The organism is Acinetobacter sp. YH1901141 (assembly GCF_013416935.1).
GTDB classification, from domain to species: Bacteria; Pseudomonadota; Gammaproteobacteria; order Pseudomonadales; family Moraxellaceae; genus Acinetobacter; species Acinetobacter towneri.
In genome coordinates, this window is the sequence record NZ_VPEY01000017.1 from 1 (window position 1) to 21,435 (window position 21,435).

The 21,435-nt window shown below is 40.4% G+C and carries 20 protein-coding genes and 1 pseudogene; 13 read left to right on the plus strand and 8 right to left on the minus strand.

All coding sequences use genetic code 11. From position 1 onward, the window contains the following. Positions 1–123: 123 nt before the first annotated feature. Together FTV52_RS09995 and FTV52_RS10000 are read right to left on the minus strand one after the other, a co-directional pair. A pseudogene (locus FTV52_RS09995) lies at positions 124–732 on the minus strand (alpha/beta fold hydrolase); the annotation flags it as partial. 125 nt (positions 733–857) lie between these two features. Continuing rightward, positions 858–1,409 carry a PadR family transcriptional regulator gene (locus FTV52_RS10000; protein WP_004973333.1) on the minus strand — a complete coding sequence of 184 codons (552 nt, stop codon included), beginning with the start codon at positions 1,407–1,409 and terminating at the stop codon, positions 858–860. Between the two features lie 134 nt (positions 1,410–1,543). Here FTV52_RS10000 and FTV52_RS10005 point away from each other — a divergent pair, with 134 nt between their 5' ends. The 3 genes from FTV52_RS10005 to FTV52_RS10015 all read left to right on the plus strand — a co-directional run bounded on the left by FTV52_RS10005 (position 1,544) and on the right by FTV52_RS10015 (position 5,319). Then, a complete protein-coding gene (locus FTV52_RS10005) occupies positions 1,544–3,568 on the plus strand; it encodes an NADPH-dependent 2,4-dienoyl-CoA reductase (protein ID WP_179990752.1) in 2,025 nt (674 codons plus the stop codon). Between the two features lie 140 nt (positions 3,569–3,708). Beyond that, entirely contained in the window at positions 3,709–4,122 is a 414-nt protein-coding gene (locus FTV52_RS10010; RefSeq protein ID WP_004973337.1) for a nuclear transport factor 2 family protein, read from the plus strand. 90 nt (positions 4,123–4,212) lie between these two features. Further along, complete coding sequence (locus tag FTV52_RS10015; protein ID WP_179990753.1) at positions 4,213–5,319, plus strand: YheT family hydrolase; 1,107 nt, start codon at positions 4,213–4,215, stop codon at positions 5,317–5,319. 197 nt (positions 5,320–5,516) lie between these two features. Here the strand turns inward: FTV52_RS10015 and FTV52_RS10020 are convergent, their stop codons facing one another. Beyond that, the gene (locus FTV52_RS10020; RefSeq protein ID WP_004973341.1) at positions 5,517–5,936 is read right to left on the minus strand and encodes a hypothetical protein; all 420 of its coding nucleotides are present in this window, start codon (positions 5,934–5,936) and stop codon (positions 5,517–5,519) included. Positions 5,937–6,162: 226 nt separating this feature from the next. Between FTV52_RS10020 and FTV52_RS10025 the strand changes: the two genes are divergently transcribed. The 7 genes from FTV52_RS10025 to FTV52_RS10055 all read left to right on the plus strand — a co-directional run bounded on the left by FTV52_RS10025 (position 6,163) and on the right by FTV52_RS10055 (position 13,520). Next, complete coding sequence (locus FTV52_RS10025; protein WP_004973343.1) at positions 6,163–7,803, plus strand: CTP synthase; 1,641 nt, start codon at positions 6,163–6,165, stop codon at positions 7,801–7,803. 31 nt (positions 7,804–7,834) lie between these two features. Next, complete coding sequence (gene kdsA / locus FTV52_RS10030) at positions 7,835–8,692, plus strand: 3-deoxy-8-phosphooctulonate synthase (protein WP_004973345.1); 858 nt, start codon at positions 7,835–7,837, stop codon at positions 8,690–8,692. Positions 8,693–8,764: 72 nt separating this feature from the next. Then, on the plus strand, positions 8,765–10,054 hold the full coding sequence (gene eno / locus FTV52_RS10035; RefSeq protein ID WP_004973347.1) for a phosphopyruvate hydratase: 1,290 nt from the start codon (positions 8,765–8,767) through the stop codon (positions 10,052–10,054). A 13-nt stretch (positions 10,055–10,067) separates the two neighbouring features. Next, entirely contained in the window at positions 10,068–10,472 is a 405-nt protein-coding gene (locus FTV52_RS10040; protein WP_154320711.1) for a septum formation initiator family protein, read from the plus strand. Beyond that, the gene (gene ispD / locus FTV52_RS10045) at positions 10,429–11,160 is read left to right on the plus strand and encodes a 2-C-methyl-D-erythritol 4-phosphate cytidylyltransferase (protein ID WP_179990754.1); all 732 of its coding nucleotides are present in this window, start codon (positions 10,429–10,431) and stop codon (positions 11,158–11,160) included. The genes FTV52_RS10040 and ispD overlap by 44 nt, the downstream gene beginning before the upstream one ends. A gap of 127 nt (positions 11,161–11,287) precedes the next feature. Then, entirely contained in the window at positions 11,288–12,424 is a 1,137-nt protein-coding gene (rodA, locus tag FTV52_RS10050) for a rod shape-determining protein RodA (RefSeq protein WP_154320713.1), read from the plus strand. A 187-nt stretch (positions 12,425–12,611) separates the two neighbouring features. Beyond that, complete coding sequence (locus FTV52_RS10055) at positions 12,612–13,520, plus strand: AEC family transporter (protein ID WP_154320714.1); 909 nt, start codon at positions 12,612–12,614, stop codon at positions 13,518–13,520. A gap of 28 nt (positions 13,521–13,548) precedes the next feature. Here FTV52_RS10055 and FTV52_RS10060 read toward each other — a convergent pair whose 3' ends face one another. After that, a complete protein-coding gene (locus tag FTV52_RS10060) occupies positions 13,549–14,199 on the minus strand; it encodes a hypothetical protein (RefSeq protein ID WP_004973366.1) in 651 nt (216 codons plus the stop codon). Between the two features lie 98 nt (positions 14,200–14,297). Here FTV52_RS10060 and ispF point away from each other — a divergent pair, with 98 nt between their 5' ends. Then, positions 14,298–14,786: a 2-C-methyl-D-erythritol 2,4-cyclodiphosphate synthase gene (gene ispF, locus FTV52_RS10065; RefSeq protein WP_179990755.1), complete on the plus strand. Its 489-nt coding sequence runs from the start codon at positions 14,298–14,300 to the stop codon at positions 14,784–14,786. A 34-nt stretch (positions 14,787–14,820) separates the two neighbouring features. Here ispF and FTV52_RS10070 read toward each other — a convergent pair whose 3' ends face one another. The 3 genes from FTV52_RS10070 to FTV52_RS10080 form a co-directional block, all read right to left on the minus strand. After that, on the minus strand, positions 14,821–15,342 hold the full coding sequence (locus FTV52_RS10070; RefSeq protein ID WP_004973370.1) for a protein tyrosine phosphatase family protein: 522 nt from the start codon (positions 15,340–15,342) through the stop codon (positions 14,821–14,823). 61 nt (positions 15,343–15,403) lie between these two features. After that, positions 15,404–16,495 (minus strand): 3-deoxy-7-phosphoheptulonate synthase, encoded by a 1,092-nt coding sequence (locus tag FTV52_RS10075; RefSeq protein ID WP_042068745.1) that lies wholly within the window; start codon positions 16,493–16,495, stop codon positions 15,404–15,406. A gap of 170 nt (positions 16,496–16,665) precedes the next feature. Beyond that, positions 16,666–17,553 (minus strand): sulfite exporter TauE/SafE family protein, encoded by an 888-nt coding sequence (locus FTV52_RS10080; RefSeq protein ID WP_179990756.1) that lies wholly within the window; start codon positions 17,551–17,553, stop codon positions 16,666–16,668. Between the two features lie 226 nt (positions 17,554–17,779). Between FTV52_RS10080 and lpxB the strand changes: the two genes are divergently transcribed. After that, complete coding sequence (gene lpxB, locus FTV52_RS10085) at positions 17,780–18,955, plus strand: lipid-A-disaccharide synthase (protein WP_004973375.1); 1,176 nt, start codon at positions 17,780–17,782, stop codon at positions 18,953–18,955. 5 nt (positions 18,956–18,960) lie between these two features. Here lpxB and FTV52_RS10090 read toward each other — a convergent pair whose 3' ends face one another. Continuing rightward, positions 18,961–19,914 carry an AraC family transcriptional regulator gene (locus FTV52_RS10090; RefSeq protein WP_179990757.1) on the minus strand — a complete coding sequence of 318 codons (954 nt, stop codon included), beginning with the start codon at positions 19,912–19,914 and terminating at the stop codon, positions 18,961–18,963. Positions 19,915–20,080: 166 nt separating this feature from the next. Here FTV52_RS10090 and FTV52_RS10095 point away from each other — a divergent pair, with 166 nt between their 5' ends. Then, positions 20,081–21,286 (plus strand): alkane 1-monooxygenase, encoded by a 1,206-nt coding sequence (locus FTV52_RS10095; RefSeq protein WP_004973378.1) that lies wholly within the window; start codon positions 20,081–20,083, stop codon positions 21,284–21,286. Positions 21,287–21,435: the final 149 nt, after the last annotated feature.

Genomic DNA, 21,435 nt, shown 5'->3' on the forward strand with positions numbered 1-21,435 from the left:
TAGACAAAATGACACCAAATGAGTTTTACTATGATCAGCTACCCCAACAAAACAAGGTGGCTTAACTAGAGCGGAATATCACTTATAAATACGCTTTTAGTTGTTCAAACAAGTGGAACCACCTCTTTTGACGGCCAGTTTAAATAAAAACGGACTGATTTTATTGCTGGCTTGTAATTCTATAAATTCTAGCCAAAGTTCGACTAAGTTTTTACGCTGCAACACATCCATTTGTTGAATATCAGTATATTGCGCGTGATCATGTAAAAACTCGGACAGATGAATCAATAACTGTTTAAATTGTTGATGTTGATTGCCAAATAAGCCATAAGGCCAGTTTTCATCTACCCCAATTTTTGGTGCTTGGTCAATTTGTAAATAACTGCTTAAATGCGCAGCCAATTGTCCATATTGCATGCCATGCATGGCAGTGGTTGCCCCCATGGAATAGCCAATCAGTTTAAATTGTTGCAGGTTCTGTTGTTGAAGCAGACTGTTTAAATCTTGCCAATGGCTCGAAATAGCATCCAGTTCTGGAACGGCACACAGGTTTGAACCCCCAAAACCACGCCAGTCTGGAATAATAAAACGATACTGCTTTTTATGTTGATACAGAAATGGCAACCATTGCCAACTGTGCATGCCTAAACCTGAAAGCACAACCACAGGCTCACCTTGACCAAATTCACGTACAAATAGAGCTTCGCCATCGGGCATGCGGTAAAAAGGCATCAGCATTTCCTTGCATGGTTGTAATTAAAGATGCGTTATTCTTTATAGCATAGCCTGATCATTTCTGTATGGTGAGCAACCCTGATTTCACATTGATGTGGTTGCTATTACTTAAAAATATACTTTTAAGATGAGGCTTCGGCATCAAACTTTTTCAGTTCAGGAATCACATTTTCTAGCCATTCAATCCAGCCAATTTCCTGATCTATCCCTAGCTGCAAAATCATTTTATGAATATACAGGGTACGGTTGTTCGCAGGTGCTTGACTAAAGTCTTTGGCAAAAATCTGTTGATAGGTGTGCAACTTGGCTTTGTGAAGCAGCAAATGTCGTTCTAGTTCGGGTAAGACGCTGTTGCCGCCAAGTTGGGCTTCGGCACGTAAACGTACCATAAGTTCTTCGCGTAATTGTGCAGGCGGGCTTTGCTCGACCATCCAGTTTGCCAGTTCATGCCGCCCCAAAGCTTCTACCTGATAGGTTTTGCTACGACTGCTAGAATCTTCATCTTCTAAGGTTGAAATCCAACCTTTTTTCAGCATGGTATTTAGTTCGCGATAAATTTGTTGATGGGTCGCATTCCAGAAAAACCCCATAGAGCGGTCAAAACGGCGTGCCAATTCAATACCGTTACTGGGTTTTTCAATTAAACTGGTCAATAAAACGTGAGCGAGCGACATAAACAGAGCAACTTTATTTTTTTCAGCTTTAATTATGCAACATGTTGCATAAAAATTAAATCTAGAATATAAAAGTATGCAACAAGTTGCATTAAGCATAAAACAGCCAGCATTTTTGCCAGCAGGGAGATTCTATGTCTGACTATCCACATTTACTTGCGCCTTTAGATTTAGGCTTTACCACTTTAAAAAATCGGGTCTTAATGGGTTCAATGCACGTTGGACTAGAAGAAGCACCGGGTGGATACGAACGTATGGCGGCTTTTTATGCAGAGCGTGCCAAAGGTGGCGTTGGGCTGATTGTAACAGGTGGTATTTCACCGAATGATGCAGGCTTAACCTTTGCGGGCGGCAATAAACTTGATACTCGTCAAGAAGCAGAAAAACATAAAGTGGTGACTCAGGCTGTGCATGATGCAGGCGGAAAAATTGCTTTACAGATTTTACATACGGGACGTTATTCCTATCAGCCCGATATTGTCGCACCGTCAGCAATTCAGGCACCGATTAACCCAAGTAAACCACATGCTTTAACTTCGGCAGAAGTGCAGCAAACCATTGCAGACTTTGTGAACTGTGCCAAATTGGCACAATACGCAGGTTATGATGGTGTCGAAATCATGGGCTCGGAAGGGTATTTAATTAACGAATTTATTGCTGCACGTACCAACCACCGTGATGATGAATGGGGCGGCAGTTATGAAAACCGTATCCGTTTTCCAATTGAAATCGTAAAACGTACCCGCGCCGAAGTCGGTGAAAACTTCATTATTATTTATCGTTTGTCGATGCTGGATTTAGTCGAAGGCGGTTCAAGCTTTGAAGAAGTGGTGCAGTTGGCACAAGCTATTGAAAAGGCAGGTGCGACTATTATCAATACTGGAATTGGCTGGCATGAAGCACGTATTCCAACCATTGCCACAAAAGTACCGCGTGCAGCCTTTACATGGGTCACAGAAAAACTAAAAGGCTTAGTCAAAGTGCCTTTAATTACCTCAAACCGTATTAATACCCCAGAAATGGCAGAATACGTATTGGCAGCAGGACATGCCGATATGGTGTCTATGGCACGTCCAATGTTAGCCGATGCGTTCTTTGTGCAAAAAGCAGAACAAGGTCGCAGTGATGAAATCAACACGTGTATCGGTTGTAATCAAGCCTGTTTAGACCATATTTTCTCTATGAAAATTGCTTCGTGTTTGGTTAATCCACGTGCTTGCCATGAAACAGAACTGATTTTTAAAGAAGCAACTCAAACTAAAAATATTGCGGTGATTGGCGCTGGGCCTGCGGGTTTAAGCTTTGCGACCTATGCTGCAGAACGAGGTCATCAGGTCACCATTTTTGAAGCATCTAACCAAATTGGTGGACAATTCAATATTGCCAAAACCATTCCGGGCAAAGAAGAGTTTTATGAAACTTTGCGCTATTTCAAGCGTCAAATTGAGCTGCAACCGAATATTAAATTACAACTGAATCATTCTGCGACTTTTGAGCAACTAGAAAATTCTTCATTTGATGAAATTGTAGTGGCAACAGGGGTAACACCACGCCAGCTTGATATTCCAGGCATCGATCATCCTAAAGTATTGTCATATATTGAGGTGCTGAAAGAGCGTAAACCTGTAGGGCAACGTGTCGCAATTATTGGTGCAGGCGGTATTGGTTTTGATACTGCGGAATATTTAAGCCATGAAGGTGAAAGTGGCAGTTTAAACCCTGAAAAATTCTACGATGAATGGGGAATTGATACCAATTATGCGCATGTCGGTGGTTTAAAAGCAGCAAAAGTTGAAGAATCGCCACGTGAAATTTATTTATTGCAACGTAAAGCATCATCCGTGGGTGCTGGCTTGGGTAAAACAACAGGCTGGATTCATCGTACAGGTTTAAAAAACCGTGACGTTAAAATGATTGCAGGGGCAAGTTATGACCTGATTGATGATCAAGGCTTGCACATCACCGTCAATGGTCAAAGTACAGTGCTCGAAGTTGATCATGTGGTGATTTGTGCAGGGCAAGAGTCTTACACCGCCATGTATGAGCAATTACAGGCAGCAGGCAAAAATGTGCATTTAATTGGTGGGGCGAAAGAAGCAGGCGAGTTAGATGCCAAACGTGCAATTCGTCAGGGTGCTGAATTGGCAGCGAAAATTTAATGTAATTCCTTCTCCCTCTCCTTTGGGAGGGGGCTGGGGAGAGAGTTAATAATCGCTTCTGCCCAGTGCAGCAGTGCTTCAGTCTCACTCAGGGACTCTGCATAGAAATGAAATATCAAAACAAAAAAAAGGAACTTAACATGACTTTGGAAACAACAAAATTAGCGGTACAGCGTTGGCATACAATGCTGCAAAACCATGATATGTCTATTTTGAGTGAATTGCTGGCAGATGATGTGGTGTTTCGTTCACCTGTAGCGTACCAACCTTATGCGGGTAAACAAGTGGTATTTTTTATTTTGACCAATGTAATTCAGGTCTTTGAAAACTTTACTTATCACCGTGAGTTTTATACTGAAGATGGTTGCAATGTTGTACTTGAATTTTCCGCCAATGTGGGAGATAAAAAACTTAAAGGAATTGATATGATTCAATTCAATACACAAGGACAAATTGTGGACTTTGAAGTGATGATTCGCCCGAAAAGTGGTTTAGAGGCATTGGCTGTGCAAATGGGACAACGTATGGCTGCCTTTATGCCAACCGAAAAATAAAATACCGCGTGTGTATGGCAATGAAGTTGTTTTATAGAAATCGGTTTCGGGTTGGCATGCTTGAAAGTGCATGTATTGCTTGGGAGTAAAATGATGTCTACATTACAAAAAATAGCGAAAATTACACAAGCGGTTTTAGATCAGGTCACAGGCGCAGATTTACCGACGTTGTATTATCATCCACATGGAGAAATCCGTCGGGTATTGGATTATTTACCACAGCTCAAAGAAAAATACCGTCCAACACCGTGGCTGTCCAATACACATGCGCATCTTTTATATTTTGATTTAATTAAAAAGAAAACCATTCGTCAGCAGTATGATCGGGTTGATCAACTCACTATGCAAGATGGCGGTATCACCGCAGTTGCTTGGGTGGGTTATAACTTACCTGCAGATACTCCCACAATTGTTTTAATGCATACCATTACAGGTTCTTTGGAAAGTATGCGTGAGTTGGTGCGCGATTTACATCAGCAGACACAGTGGCGTATTGCCTTATGTTTACGTCGTGGGCATGGCAATTTACCTATGCCTGTACCACAAATGAATCTGTTTGGTTCGACGCATGATTTGCGTGAACAAATAGTGTTTATTCAGCAACAATTTCCACAATCTGAATTATATGCTGTTGGTTCTTCCGCAGGGACAGGATTATTGGTGCGCTATTTGGGCGAAGAAGGCGAGCAAACCCCAATTAAAGCCGCGTTTGCACTGTGCCCAGGATATAACACTGAACTAGGCTTTCAGCATGTGCATCCTTTTTACAGTAAAGTGATGACCAAAAAATTATTCCAGTTTTTTATTCAGCCCCATCAGGACATTTGGCAAAACGTAAAATCTTTATCGCAAGTGTTAAGTGCGACTACATTGGCAGAGTTTGAAAAGGCGTATTTTGAATTGGCGGGTTTTGAAGATTATGACAGCTACACACAAGCCATTAACCCAATTTATGTGTTTGAGAATGTCAAAATTCCGCTTATGGTTTTAAATGCAGAAGATGACCCAGTGTGCCACATCAAAAACTTTGATCCTTATAAAGAAACCATACGGAAAATGCCAAATATTATGGTAGTGACGACCCGTAAAGGCAGTCATTGTGGTTTTTATGAAGGTGTCGGTTTTACTAAATCTTGGGCATCGCGTTTAATTTCTAATTATTTTAAAGTGCAATCGCAGTTGCTGCAGGCAAGTTAAAGTGAAGCGCACAAACCTATATAGAAATAGGTAGCTGTATTGCAAATGTATTCACGAGTTATCTCAGCGAAGACTCATCCAAATGAATAAAAAACCCAGTACACAATGACTGGGTTTTTTAACGTCAATTCAAATCTAAGATAAGAACTTACACCTTAAAACTGACTTTAACTTAAAGCTTAGTTTTAAGTGAGCACTTAGTTCTCAAGTGCTGGGGTTGCAGCAGCAATCGCAGCGGCAACAGCATCATCTTCAGATTGAGCACCTGTGTTATTGCTTGGACGTGCTTGAGTTGGTTTATCTTCTGCTACAGGAGCTGCCGCTTTCGGCGCAGGCGCAGGTGCAGCAGCAGGTTGTGCAGGTGTTTCACGACGGATTTCAGTTGTGGTGTTCGCTGTTTCAGTGCGCTCCACTTCTACCTGTGCAGGCGCTTCTGGTTCAGCATCTTGAATGTTTTCAACAGGTTCTAGTGGTTCAAATTGAGCAGTTTCAGTAGTTTGTTCAGTTTGAACCTCTACTTGTTCTTGCTCATCTTGCTTTGGCTGTTCTTTTTTTACACATGCAGTTAATAACAACGCCGTTGCAATTGCACCACAAATTAAAAGTTTCTTATTCATAATTGCACAAAATAAAAGATCGGATAGACGGACGTATTATAGCAATAAAATGACAGATGAAAATCCTCTCAAGAAGTTCTAATTTTTTATAGGAAATGCTGATAGAATAACCAATTGTTTATTGTTCTATGAATTGATGCGGAATGACTTTGCTTTATTGGTGCAGAGTAAAGTAAAATTGCGCAACATTGCAGGCCGATTTAGGCTCGATTGTACGAGAAACCCAATGACCCATTTTATTTTCGTGACTGGTGGTGTAGTTTCATCACTAGGTAAAGGTATTTCAGCTGCTTCAGTTGCTGCACTTTTAGAAGCCCGTGGTTTAAAAGTAACCATGGTCAAAATGGATCCATACATTAATGTCGATCCAGGGACAATGAGTCCTTTCCAACATGGTGAAGTTTTTGTCACAGAGGATGGTGCCGAAACTGACTTAGATTTGGGTTATTACGAACGTTTCTTGCGTCGTGCGAAAATGACCAAGTTAAATAACTTTACATCTGGTCGCGTGTATCAAGACGTTCTAAACAAAGAGCGCCGTGGTGATTACTTGGGCGGTACTGTTCAGGTGATTCCACACATTACCGATAATATTAAAGAACGTGTACTTCGCGCTGGCGAAGGCTACGATGTCGCAATCGTAGAAATTGGCGGTACAGTAGGCGACATTGAATCTCTCCCATTCATGGAATCTGTACGTCAATTGATGGTGGAATTAGGGCATAAGCGTACTATGCTCATGCACTTAACTTTATTGCCATATATCAAATCTGCGGCAGAGTTAAAAACCAAGCCAACTCAACACTCAGTTAAAGAATTGTTATCTATCGGTATTCAGCCAGATATTCTCATCTGCCGTACTGAACATGATGTTGATGCTGACACTACCCGTAAAATTGCGTTATTTACCAACGTAGAAGCACGTGCGGTTGTGGTATGTAAAGATGCCAAAACCATCTACCAAATTCCGCGTACATTCTATGAACAAGACGTTGATGATTTAATTTGTGAGCGTTTTGGCTTCAATGATCTTCCAGAAGCAGATTTATCTGATTGGGATAACGTAGTTGATGCATTATTGAACCCTGAATACAGCGTTCGTGTGGCGATGGTGGGTAAATATGTTGAACTGCCAGATGCCTATAAATCTGTAAACGAAGCATTATTGCATGCGGGTATTCAAAACCGCGTCAAAGTTGAAATTGACTATGTCAATGCAGAAGACCTTGAAAGCCAAGACGTTAATACTGTACTTAAAGATGCCGATGCAATTTTAGTTCCGGGCGGCTTTGGTGAGCGCGGTACCGAAGGTAAAATGCAAGCCATCAAATATGCACGTGAAAACGGTGTCCCATTCTTGGGAATCTGTTTGGGTATGCAATTGGCTGTGATTGAATATGCACGTAATGTGGCAGGTATTGCCGATGCAAGTTCAACAGAGTTTAACCGTTCGACTAAGTCGCCACTTATTGGTTTGATTACTGAATGGTTAGATGAGCGCGGCGAAGTTCAACAGCGTTCTGTCGATTCTGACTTGGGCGGCACTATGCGTTTAGGTGCACAAAAATCTGAATTGGTTGAAGGTACCAAAACTCGTGAAGTGTATGGTTCTGCAGAAATTGTAGAGCGCCATCGCCATCGCTATGAAATGAATAACCGTTATATTCCTGTGCTTGAAGAAGCAGGTCTTAAAATTTCGGGTTATTCACCAATTCAGCACTTGGTTGAAACTGTTGAAATTCCGCAACATCCTTGGTTTATTGCGGTACAATTCCACCCAGAATTTACCAGCTCGCCACGTGATGGACATCCATTGTTTGCTGGCTTTATCGGTGCGGCAAAACAACAGCATCAAAAAACCAAATAAGATGGCTTTAGGGATAAACTAGGAAGTTGAAATGTCACAATTAAAACCACAAGAAATTGTACGTTTGGGTGATATACAAATGGCGAATCATTTGCCATTTGTATTGTTTGGCGGCATGAATGTACTTGAGTCTAAAGACCTTGCATTTGAAATTGCTGAAACTTATGTGGATATTTGCACACGCTTAAATATCCCGTATGTATTCAAAGCCAGTTTTGACAAAGCCAACCGTTCTAGCCTGAACTCATTTCGTGGTCCCGGTTTAGAAAAAGGTATTGAATGGCTGGCTGACATTAAAAAGCATTTTAATGTGCCAATTATTACCGATGTGCATGAGCCGTATCAGGCTGCGCCTGTGGCAGAAGTGGCAGATATTATTCAGCTTCCTGCGTTTTTAAGTCGCCAAACCGATTTGGTTGAAGCGATGGCAAAAACTCAAGCCATTATCAACATCAAAAAAGCACAATTCCTTGCGCCGCACGAAATGCGTCATATTTTGCATAAGTGTTTAGAAGCAGGGAATGACAAATTGATTCTTTGTGAGCGTGGTTCAGCATTTGGTTACAACAACTTGGTTGTCGATATGCTGGGCTTTGACATCATGAAAGAAATGAATGTACCTGTGTTCTTTGATGTAACCCATGCTTTGCAAACTCCGGGTGGTCGTGCAGATTCGGCAGGTGGTCGTCGTGCACAAATTACCACCTTGGCACGTGCAGGTATGGCAACTGGCTTGGCAGGTTTATTCCTAGAAGCACATCCTGAACCAGAGCAGGCAAAGTGTGATGGCCCATGTGCATTGCGTCTATCACAACTTGAGCCGTTCTTGGCACAGCTTAAAGAATTGGATACCTTGGTAAAAGGTTTCCAAAAGCTAGATACACACTAAATTAGATCCATATTAAATTATAGACTCATTGATGCCTAAAGCACACGTTATTAATCAACTGAGGAATTGTTCATGAGCCAAATCGTTGACATTCGTGCACGTGAAATTTTGGACTCTCGTGGTAACCCAACCATCGAAGCAGACGTAATCTTAGCATCTGGCGTAGTTGGCCGTGCATGTGCACCATCAGGTGCTTCAACTGGTTCTCGTGAAGCTCTAGAACTTCGTGATGGCGATAAAGCACGTTACTTGGGTAAAGGCGTTAAAACTGCGGTAAATAACGTCAATACTTTAATTCGTGATGCTTTACTTGGTAAGTCTGTGTTTGAACAAAAAGACATCGACAACACCATGATTGCGCTTGATGGTACTGAAAACAAAGAAAAATTAGGTGCTAACGCAACTTTAGCCGTGTCTTTGGCTGCTGCGCGCGCTGCTGCTGATGAAAAGAAAATTCCTCTTTTCCAATACATCGCAGACCTTCGTAACAACAGCATTTTAACCATGCCTGTACCAATGATGAACATCTTAAATGGTGGTTCACACGCAGACAACAACGTTGATATTCAAGAGTTCATGATTGAGCCAGTGGGCTTTACTTCATTCTCTGAAGCATTACGTGCTGGTGCAGAAATTTTCCACTCATTAAAATCTGTATTGAATCAAAAAGGTTTAAACACAGCAGTGGGTGATGAAGGTGGTTTTGCGCCAAACTTACGTTCTAACGAAGAAGCAATCACAGTTATTCTTGAAGCTATTGAGAAGACTGGCTACAAAGCGGGTTCTGACATCATGTTGGCGCTTGACTGTGCATCTTCAGAATTCTACAAAAATGGTCAGTACATTCTTGCAGGTGAAGGCAACAAAGCATTCACAAGCAACCAATTCTCTGACTATTTAGCTGGTCTTGTAAATCAATATCCAATTATCTCAATTGAAGATGGTTTAGATGAGTCTGATTGGGAAGGTTGGTCTTACCTCACTTCGATCTTAGGTGACAAGATTCAATTGGTCGGTGATGACTTGTTCGTTACTAACCCGAAAATCTTACAACGCGGTATCGATGAAAAAGTAGGTAACTCAATCCTGATCAAGTACAACCAAATTGGTACTTTGACTGAAACGCTTGATGCAATTTACCTTGCGAAAGCCAATGGTTACACAACTGTTATTTCACACCGTTCAGGTGAAACTGAAGATTCTACAATTGCGGATCTTGCAGTAGGTACAGCAGCAGGTCAAATCAAGACTGGTTCACTGTGCCGTTCTGACCGTGTAGCAAAATATAACCAATTACTTCGTATTGAAGAATTGACGAATGCTGCATATCGCGGTAAAGCTGAGTTCAAAGGTTTGAACTAAGCGAAATCAGTAGATGTCATTATTAAATGTATTTGACTCCAAAGCGAGTAAAGCATTGTTGGGCCTTGCGATCTTTTTGATCGCAGGGTTGCAATATTTACACTGGTTTGGTGAAGGTGGTTATCGTGACCATGCTGCACTGACAGAAAAAATCCAACAACAAATAGAATTAAATACAGAGCTGAAGGAGCGCAATCGTGTACTTGCAGCAGAAGTTTATGATTTAAAAAATGGGGTAGAAGCCATTGAAGAGCATGCCCGTTTAGATTTAGGCTTAATTAAGCCACATGAAACCTTTGTGCAAATGAGCACCATCAGCACACAATATAAACCAATTTATATTCAACCGAATTCCACAGTAGATTTACGCACCAATGAATCACAACAACTTGCAGCAGCAACCGCCCCGACACCCTAAACTTTGGGCGGTTATTCCCGCAGCGGGTTCTGGTAGTCGTTTTTCTAGAACTGAACTTAAACAATATCAGTATATTCAAGATCAAACAGTCTTAGCGCACAGCATCGCACGTTTAAATCACTTGCCTTTAGCGGGTTATGTTTTGGCGATTGGTCAAGCAGATGATGTAGCGCAAAACCTAAACTTGGCACAAAAAGAAAAAGCACATTTTTGCGTAGGTGGTGCAGAGCGAGTGGATTCAGTCTTAAGTGCATTGCATTATTTATCTGAAATCGCCCATGCAGATGACTGGGTTTTGGTGCATGATGCAGCGCGTCCTTGTGTGACAGCTGCTTGCCTTGAACAGTTGTATCAGACTGCACTGGCAACAGATCAAAGTGCAATTTTGGCTATTCCAGTGCGTGATACTTTAAAAAAGGTAAGCCAAGGCACAAAAGTTGAAACCACGGTAAGCCGTGACCAACTTTGGCAAGCGCAAACTCCGCAAATTGCTAAACTTGATGTGCTTAAAACAGCCATTGAATCTGCATTAAAACAGCAATTGACGATTACCGATGAGGCCAGTGCTTTAGAAGCAGCAGGGCAAATTGTAAATGTTGTGCACGGTCGTTCGGATAATATTAAAATCACCTATCCCGATGATTTAGAGCTGGCACGTTTAATTTTAGCCTCACAACAACATGGATGATAAAAATCTAGTGTAATTAACACCGCGTTAAACTTGAATCTTCAACGATTAAGCTTTAATGATTCACTCTGTGCCGCTTTGCTTCTATAATTGTCCATCCTGTCTATTTTAAATACCTTTGAGTCGCATGAATCCATCGCAGCAGTATCGTTTTTTACGTCACTCATTACGTGATGGTAGAAGCATTAAAAATGATTCCTCACGCTGGACTAAATTACATTTAGATCCATGGTTGCTGTGTTTTCTGATTTTAAATGCGATTCTGGGTTTAATGGTGGTATATAGTGCCACCGCGCAAGATATGGGGATGGTGCTGCGTCAAGCAACCAGTTTTGGCATTGGTTTTATCGCCATGATTATTTTGGCGCAAATTCCGCCTAAGGTATATCAAGCTGCCAGTCCATATTTTTATATCTTTGCAGTCATCATGCTGGCTTTGGTTTTGGTCATTGGTGAAACCCGTATGGGGGCAAAACGCTGGATCAGCTTGCCGGGTATTGGCAGTATGCAACCCAGTGAATTTATGAAATTTGCCATGCCATTGATGATGGCGTGGTATTTTTCGCGTCGTGCTTTCCCGCCTAAATTGATCCATATCATTGTCGCTTTAGTGATTATGATGATTCCTTTTGTCTTGGTGGCATTGCAACCCGATTTAAACATTGGTTTGATTATTCCTGGTGTCTTTGCGCTATTTTTAAGTGGCATGTCATGGCGATTAATCTTAGGAGCAATCACTGCATTGGCGCTCGCAGCACCATTGCTTTGGATGTTCTTTTTGCAGGAGTACCAAAAGAAAAGGGTACTAACCTTATTTGACCCAGAGTCGGATGCCTTGGGGGCAGGCTGGAATATTATTCAATCTAAAATTGCCATTGGTTCAGGCGGCTTTACAGGTAAAGGTTATTTAGAAGGAACGCAATCACATTTGGGTTATCTGCCTGAACATCATACTGACTTTATTATGTCGACCTATGCCGAAGAATTTGGTTTTATTGGCGTATTTTTACTGTTCAGTTTGTTTGCTGCCATTATTTTACGTTGTTTGATGATTGGGATGAATTGTTTCCATAATTTTGGACGTTTGTATGCAGGCACGGTTGGTCTGACTTTCTTTTTCTTTGTATTTCTAAACTCAGGGATGGTGAGTGGTATTTTACCTGTAACGGGTGACCCATTGCCGCTGATGAGTTATGGTGGAACGGCTGTTATTTCCATGTTGGCGAGTATGGGGATTGTGATGTCTATCCATACTCATCGTTAATACAGAATCCATCTGAAAGATGATGTAGGTGAGTTTTGCTATTATCATCTTTTTCTCTTTTTGTGGTTTTAAAAAGCCTAAGCAATTAGGATAAACACAAAACAATCCTTATAATATCCAGTAAATTTACTTTATTTATTAAGCAATAATTTAAAAAGAACAGCATAACAGTAACACAGAGCACCCCATGACCCATTTAATTTTTATTGCACTTTTCCCTTTGATTGCCTTAATTGCAATGGGTTATCTGCTTAAGCAATCACGTATGTTGGATGAGCCATTTTGGAAGGGTGCAGAAAAGTTAAATTACTATATTTTGTTTCCTAGCATGTTGTTTTTAAACCTCGCTACAGCAAACATTGAAGCGAAATCAATCGCACAGATTTTGTCGGTCGTAGGGATTATTGTGGCTTTAGTAAGTTGTCTGTTATATGCCTTGCGCGGCTATTTCAAAACACCCGCAGTCCGTTTTGGGGTGTATATGCAAAGCATGGTACGTTTCAATACGTATATCGGTTTGGCTTTGGTCGCAGCATTGTTTCAGGTGCAGGGCATGGCGCTGTTTGCGATTATTTTGGTGTTCTGCATTCCATTGGTGAATGTTTTATCTGTGCTGGCTTTAAGCGATACTAAGACTTTACAGGCAAAGCAAATCTTATGGTCATTAATGAAAAATCCATTAATTTTAGGGTGTATTGTTGGCGGTCTATTTAATTTATCAGGTTTGAGCTTGTGGGAAGGTGCAGCGCATTTTATTCGTCAAATAGCGTTATGCAGTTTGCCTTTGGGATTAATGTGTGTGGGCGCAGCATTACAATTTAATGGCTTGCAACGAGATGTATTCGCATTGGCATTGAATGTGTTCGGGCGTTTGTTATTTATGCCTGCTTTGGCTTGGCTAATTTGTCAGAGCTTAAATGTTCCAGTGTTGGAGTCGCAAATTTTAGTCTTGTTTTTTGCTTTACCTACTGCATCGGCAGCTTATGTACTTACACAAGTTTTAGGGGGAGATAGTCGTTTAATGGCTTCAATTATTAGCTTGCAAACCGTATTCGCCGCATTAACTTTGCCAATTGTGTTGTGGTTGCTCATTTAATCTGTCTAATACAATCTATTGTTCAGCATTAATCGTATAAACGATAGATGCCCGCAAAGCGTTCACAACCTTTTTGTTTGGTTTGAATTTTTAAGATTGCTTTAGAATAATTAAACTCATAACTGCAATCGTGCTCATTGTCGATGATTTTGTTTTTTTGATCAGGTGTTGTATAAGCTAAAAAGGCAATACTTTGGCTTTCAAGGCGGTTATTTGGATTGCGATAAGCAATACCTTCAATTTTAATGCTGTTTTTATTGAGTTGATGAATTTGTAAATGTACGGGTTGTGCAGCAAATTGACCATTTTCATATTTTAAATAATGTTGAGTCATGCTTTGATTCATTGAAGTGAAAAAATTCAGTTGATCAATTCTAAAATCAAATTGCTGAGTATAACAATTTAAGCTTTTGCATTGCTGTAAGCGTTGGATCCACAATTGCTGAGTATCTTCTAACAAGCGAATAGGCGCATCACTCATCAAATAAGCTGTTAAATGTTGATCACTTAATTTTTCACGCAATTCTGAGAAATTTTCTGTGCACACCTGCGCCAACTTTTTATTGGGTGTAGATCTACAATCAATCCCTTGTGCATAAGAGAAAGATGAATATAGACAGCCAAATAACAGCAGTGTACTTAAGTTTTTGATAAGATGAATCTCAGATTTCAACAGCATGATCGCTTATACTTTCACTATGTTGCGCTAGGTCTAATATAGCGAAATCGAAAGTATGAATACAAGATTTCAATGATTTATTTCTACAGGAGTTGAACATGGTTGCACAGATTCGTATTGGACAAGGATTAGATGTTCATGCCTTTGAAGCAGGAGATTTTGTGACGCTTGCAGGTGTTCAAATTCCTCATACACAAGGTTTAAAAGCACACTCAGATGGTGATGTAGTGCTGCATGCACTATGCGATGCATTATTAGGTGCTTTGGCGCTGGGGGATATTGGGCAGCATTTTCCAGATACCGATCTAAATTATAAAGGTGCAGATAGTCGGGTATTGCTTAAACAGGTTTATCAACTCATTTTAGACCGTGGCTATAAACTGAATAACGCCGATATTACTGTGGCGTGCGAACGTCCTAAACTTGCACCGCATACGCTAGAAATGCGCCAAAGTGTCGCTGATGTATTGGATGTAGAGGTCACACAAATCAGTATCAAAGCGACAACCACTGAAAAATTAGGTTTTACTGGGCGTCAGGAAGGTATTTTAGCAACAGCGATTGTATTGATTTCTCATACAAAATAATCGCGTTAGAATTTTATCTATACAATCTGCTGAATTAAGAAAGTTCAGCAGATTCTAAAGCTTGTTGTAAATCTTGCGTGGCTTTACGACCTTGTAATTGCAAAGAAACGGCGTGAATTAAGCCTGTCCAAGTTTCATTGGGTTTCCAGATATCATGTAAAAAGTCTTGAGCCGTTGCAATATCCACATCCATAAAATATTGACGATACAAATACATTAAACTACTGACGTGGTTGTTATTGCTGCAATGTACCCACACCATTTGGCTTTCTAATAAATGATTGACCAAATCGAGCAATAATAAACATTGATCAGAGGATGGTGTTTCCCATGAAATTGGCAGTTGAATATAGTTTAGTCCAACATCCAGACAAATTTTGTCTTCATGGGGAAGGGCGTGTTCCGCATCACTTTCAGCCAAATTAATGACAGTGCCAATACCATATTCTTTAATTTGTTTTAATTCTTCAGCCGTAGGCTGACCTGAAGAAAACAAACGCTCATGAATGAACTGGAAATTTTTAATTTGGCTAAGTTGGGTTTCAATGTCATTCATGCGCGCAGAATTTCCTATGCTACAAATAGAAACGCCATCATGAAGATGGCGTTTTTAAATCTTAACGATTCACTAAAACGTCTTTTAATGCTTCATGCATTTCAAGCAATGCTTTTTCAGTGGTATCCCAGTCGATACAACCGTCAGTCACAGACTTACCATACTCTAAATCGCATAAGTTTTCAGGAATATCTTGACGACCACCTTTCAGGTGACTTTCGACCATAATCCCAACAATAGACTTATTGCCATCTAAAATTTGCTCAGTGATATTTTTTAATACCAATGGCTGTAAGAATGGGTCTTTGTTTGAGTTAGCATGGCTGGTGTCAATCATGATTTTGGTGCTGACTTTGGCTTTGTTTAATGCATTTTCAGCATCTGCAACAGAGCCTGCATCGTAGTTAGGCTTGCCATTACCACCACGTAAAACCACGTGTGCATACGGGTTGCCGCTAGTACGAATTACTGAAACCTGACCTTGATCATTAAGACCCAAGAAGCTGTGACCGTGTTTTACCGACTGCATGGCATTGGTAGCAACTGTTAAGCCGCCATCTGTACCATTTTTAAAGCCGACTGGAGAAGAAAGACCAGATGACATTTCACGGTGCGTTTGGCTTTCTGTAGTGCGTGCACCAATTGCAGACCAAGAAATTAAATCTTGATAATACTGCGGAGAGTTTGGATCAAGTGCTTCAGTCGCACATGGCAAACCTTTTTCATTTAACTCAAGTAAAAGTTTACGACCAAGACGCAAGCCTTTTTCAATGTTAAAAGAGTCATTCATGTCTGGATCGTTAATTAAGCCTTTCCAGCCCACTGTAGTACGTGGTTTTTCAAAATAAACACGCATCACAATATAAAGAGAATCTTTTACTTTTTCGCTTAATACTTTTAAACGATCTGCATATTCATGTGCAGCAGCAGGGTCATGAATAGAACATGGACCAATCACCACAAATAGACGCTTGTCTTTACCATCTAAAATATTGCGGATTGTTTCACGACCACGAAGAACGGTTTGATAAGCATTTTCAGTCAAAGGTAACTCAGTTTTTAATTCTGCAGGAGTCACGAGTGGCTGAATACTTTCAATATTCACGTCATCGATGTCTGATTGTGTAAGAGGATTAGACTGTAAAGTATTCATTGCCGTCACTGGTTTGATCATACAAAAGATTGTTTAATAGTCTGAATATAACATGAATTTCACTGTATTTTGTTATAAAAAGATGAATACTTCTTTAAAAAATAAGTGATGAATCGGGTAGATAAATTAAACGGTCTGTTTTAGCAAAATCCTGTCAGATAAAGCATTCATTATTGGCTGGCTTGTGCCTCAGAAACTGCTGTTGCAGTTTCTAGTGTGCTGATAGGTTTTGATTTCACAGGATTGACCATAAAGTTAATCCCGATAATAAATAAGGTAATACCTAAAACTTTACGAATCACTTTTTCAGGTAAACGTGAACTGACTAAAGTTCCCACCACAATTGCAGGAATCGAGCCAACCAACAGCCAAACCAATAGGTGAAAATCGACATTACCTGAACTCATGTGACCTAAACCTGCAACTAGGGTGAGTAAGACTGCATGTACGACATCTGAACCGATAATACGAATCATCGGTAGATTCGGGAACATCAGTACCAATGCCATGATGCCAAAAGCACCTGCACCCACTGAAGAAAGTGTGACAAATACACCCAGTACAACTCCCATAATTACAATGAGGGCACGCTTATCTGCAGCCTGTAGTTTGACCTTTTCAAGGTCTTGGGTCATATCGGGCAATTCTTGTTTATGGTATTTATTAAAAAACGTTTCAATTTGACTGCGAAACACAATTGAGATGCCAGTTAAGGTCAACATAAAGCCCAGTACCACGGTCAGTACCATTTTGTAATGGGTAGATTGGCTTAAATAATTCTCTAAAACCCAGTGGGTCGCAAATGAAGCAGGGATACTGCCCACCGCAAGCCAAATGACAATGGGCCATACAATATTCATTTTTTTGGCATGAACCAATGAGCCGCAGAATTTTGAAATGGCGGCATAAAGTAGGTCTGTTCCAATTGCGATATGCGGTTCAATTTTAAACAAGCTGATCAGAATGGGAGTCATCAGTGAACCGCCACCTACGCCAGTCACACCCACGCAGAAGCCGACCAATACACCTGCCAAAATAAACTCTAAAGGACCAACCATGAAGATATGCCGAAGTCAAAAATCGTGAATATATTATGACTTTTGGCAATAAGCTGTTGTCTTGATTAATGATTTACTTATTCTTAAAACAGATATAGTCAATGTGGAAAATCAGTGCAAAAGATCGCAGATTCAAGCCACGGCTTACTTTCTGTTTCTTACAAAATACAGTGGCTATGCTAAAATGCGAAAATTCATATCCATTAAAATTTAGAGGACAAAACGCTTGCAAAATCGGAAACTTAAAATAGGTATCGTTGTGGGAGAAGTATCGGGTGATACTTTAGGGGCACAACTCATGCGACGTTTTCGTGAGCAAGGCATTGATGCAGAGTTTGAAGGCATTGGTGGCCCACAAATGATTGCGGAAGGTTTTAAAAGTTATTATCCGATGGATATTTTATCGGTAATGGGCATTGTTGAAGTGCTGAAAGATTTGAAAAAACTCTTTGCAGTACGGGATGGTTTGGTCGAAAAGTGGACTCAACATCCCGTCGATGTCTTTGTCGGAGTTGATGCGCCTGATTTTAATTTACGTCTTGCCAAAAGTTTAAAACAGAAAAACTTGCCGATTAAAACCGTGCAATATGTCAGTCCTTCGGTATGGGCATGGCGACAAGGTCGGGTACATGGCATTAAAGCCAGTATAGATTTGGTACTGTGTTTATTTCCGTTTGAAAAAGCCTTTTTTAAAAAATGGGATGTGCCTGCAGCCTTTGTCGGACATCCTTTGGCGAGTCAGTTGCCGTTGGAAAATCCAATTGCTGCAGCAAAACAAGAATTGGGTTTAGACCAACAGCAACAACATATTGCGTTATTGCCTGGTAGCCGACGTGGTGAAATTGAGCGTTTAGGGCCGTTAGTTTTAGATGCGGCTTATATTTTGACGCAAAAATATCCGCAGTTTAAGTTTTTAATTCCTGCAATTAATGATGCACGTAAACAACAAATTGAAGCGTTACTGCAGTCTTATCCGAGTGCATTACAAGACAAAGTGCAATTGATGGAAAATCGTGGCACAGAATCCAAAATTGGTCGTCAGGTAATGAATGCGTCCGATATGATTGCACTGGCTTCAGGCACGGCGACGTTAGAAGCGATGCTATTACATCGTCCAATGGTTACGTTTTATAAGCTCAATCGCATTACGTACTGGATTGCGAAACTGTTGGTGAAAATTCCTTATTATTCATTGCCAAATATTATTGCAGGTAAAAAGGTGATTCAGGAATTAATTCAGGATGATGCAACACCAGAGCGTTTGGCAGCAGAAATTGAAAAGTTAATTTATATCGAAACTGCACAAATTCAAGTGATGCAACATATCACTATGCATAAGCAATTATTGTCCGATAACAGCGAAGACCCTGCACAAGCAATTTTGGCGATTTTAGATCGTTAAACTGTTCATTTCGTGATTGCATTGTTGTTTTGAAACTGCTGCCGATACTGGCTAGGTGTTAGCTCGAATTGCTTTTTAAAAGTTTGGCTAAAGGCGGTTTCGGAAGAATAACCGACACGATGGGCAATTTGTTGAATCGACAATTGTCCTTGCTGTAAATAATGCGATGCCAAGCGTAGCCGATGTTGTTGTAAGTATGCCAAAGGCGGCTCACCAATCACCTGATTAAACAAATTGGCAAATTTAGAACGTGACATGCAACATTGTTCTGCCAAACTTTCTACCGTCCATGCTTTTTCGGGTTGACCATGAATAGCTGCGGGCGCATTGGAAAGTTCAGGATGTGCCAAAGCGCCGAGCCAGTTATTTGAGTCATCAAGCTGAAAAATATAATCACGCACACATTCAATCAGTAAAATACTGACCAAGTGATCTAATATTTTATCCCGTCCCGGTCGGATTTGATGACTTTCCACCGCTAAAAATTGCAAGCCAATTTGTAACCACTCGGGCGCTGTGCTGCACATGATATGCGGAATATGCAGATATTCGGGTAGGGCACTTAAAAGCGGTTTTGCCATGGTGGTGTCCATGTGGCATTGAATCACCAAAATAAATGCGTCTTCAGCTTGTGTGTGATTTATCGTGCCAAAATTTATTGACTGCTGTGACTGAATTTGAAATAAATCCGAAATATCAAAGTGTTCTGTCCAGTGAGTGTCTGCAGTTGCACTTGCGTAATGACTGCAACCCGATGGAATCAGGACAATATCACCTGCATCAATGTGAAGGTGTGTCTGTGCAGATAAATGGATATGCAGCGAGCCTTGTAGTACTACATAAGCCAGCATTGCCCCTTGGTCACGATATTGAAATGACCAATCTCCTTGAGGATTTAAATAGATATATTCTGATTGGTGCAGATGTATATCATCAAAAATTTTACTTAAAGCATCCATATTTTAAGCATAAATCATTATAAAAAATAAACCTGTGATTTCAGGACAATATAGCGCATTTTTGCGCCAAAGACTTTTGCATAGCTTTTTTGGACGTCTGCAACTGTTCATTCTCGTGTCTTTCCTCAAATATATAGGTAGAACAGCGTAGAAGGAAGAAAATAAGATGAACGCACCACTTCATTTGCTTAAAGAGATGGAACAGGATGTTCCTTATAAAAGCGCGGCTCAACTCGATAAAAAGCGTTATTTATGGTTGATCAGCCCATTTTTACCTGTATTGGGGATGGGGATTTTGGCGGGTTATCAATTCGCTCCGAAGCCTGCGAAAAAAGTTTTTGCTCTAGGTGGCCCTTTATTATTGCATGTGATTATTCCAACAATTGATACTTTAATTGGTCAAGATGCCAATAACCCAAGCAATGAAGATGTGAAACGACTTGAGGAAGATCGGTATTATTCGCGTTTGGTGAAAAGTTTTATTCCTTTGCAATATGCCGCCAATATTTATGCAGCTTATTTGGTTGGACGGCCACAAACCTCGTTAGTCGATAAAATTTTTCTGGGTATTTCCATGGGGATGGTGAATGGTATTGCTGTCAATACTGCGCATGAACTCAGCCATAAATCTTCAAAAATAGATCACTTACTGTCACATTTGGCTTTAGCACCAACAGGATATAACCATTTTCGGGTTGAGCATCCGTATGGGCATCATAAACGTGCTGCGACACCTGAAGACCCTGCATCTTCACGTATGGGAGAAACATTTTATGAGTTTTGGCCCCGCACGGTAAAAGGTTCGTTTAAGTCTGCACTGCAAATTGAAACTCAGCGTTTAAAACGTAAAGGCAAAAGTTTTTGGTCGAAAGACAATGAATTATTACAAGGCTGGGGCATGAGTGCGGCATTTCATGCTGCATTGTTGGCGCGTTTTGGTACTGGGATCATTCCGTATTTGGCGACACAGGCTTTTTATGGCATTAGCCTGTTTGAAATAATTAATTATATAGAACATTATGGCTTGCTTAGACAAAAAGATGCGCATGGCAAATATGAGCGCACTATGCCTGAACACAGCTGGAATAATAACAATATTGTGACCAATTTGTTTTTGTATCAATTACAACGTCATTCCGATCATCATGCTTATCCAACCCGACCATTTCAGGCTTTGCGACATTTTGATGAAGCGCCTGAATTACCAAGCGGTTATGCCAGCATGTTGCTGCCTGCCATGATTCCACCTTTGTGGTTTAAAATTATGGATAAACGTGTATTTGAACATTATCAAGGCAATTTAAACAAAGCCAATATTCAGCCTAAACGCCGTGCACGAATTTTTAAGAAATTTGGTGTGGTGGATAATTGATTGAATTATTAAGATTATTTTTTAATATTCATTTTGATATTTCTTTTGTATATATCTTTCAAAGGAAAGATTGAGATGTATACCAGATGTCTATTTTCACTCATCTTACTATGAATTGACTTCATCTCATTTTGGCGCATAATAAAGTT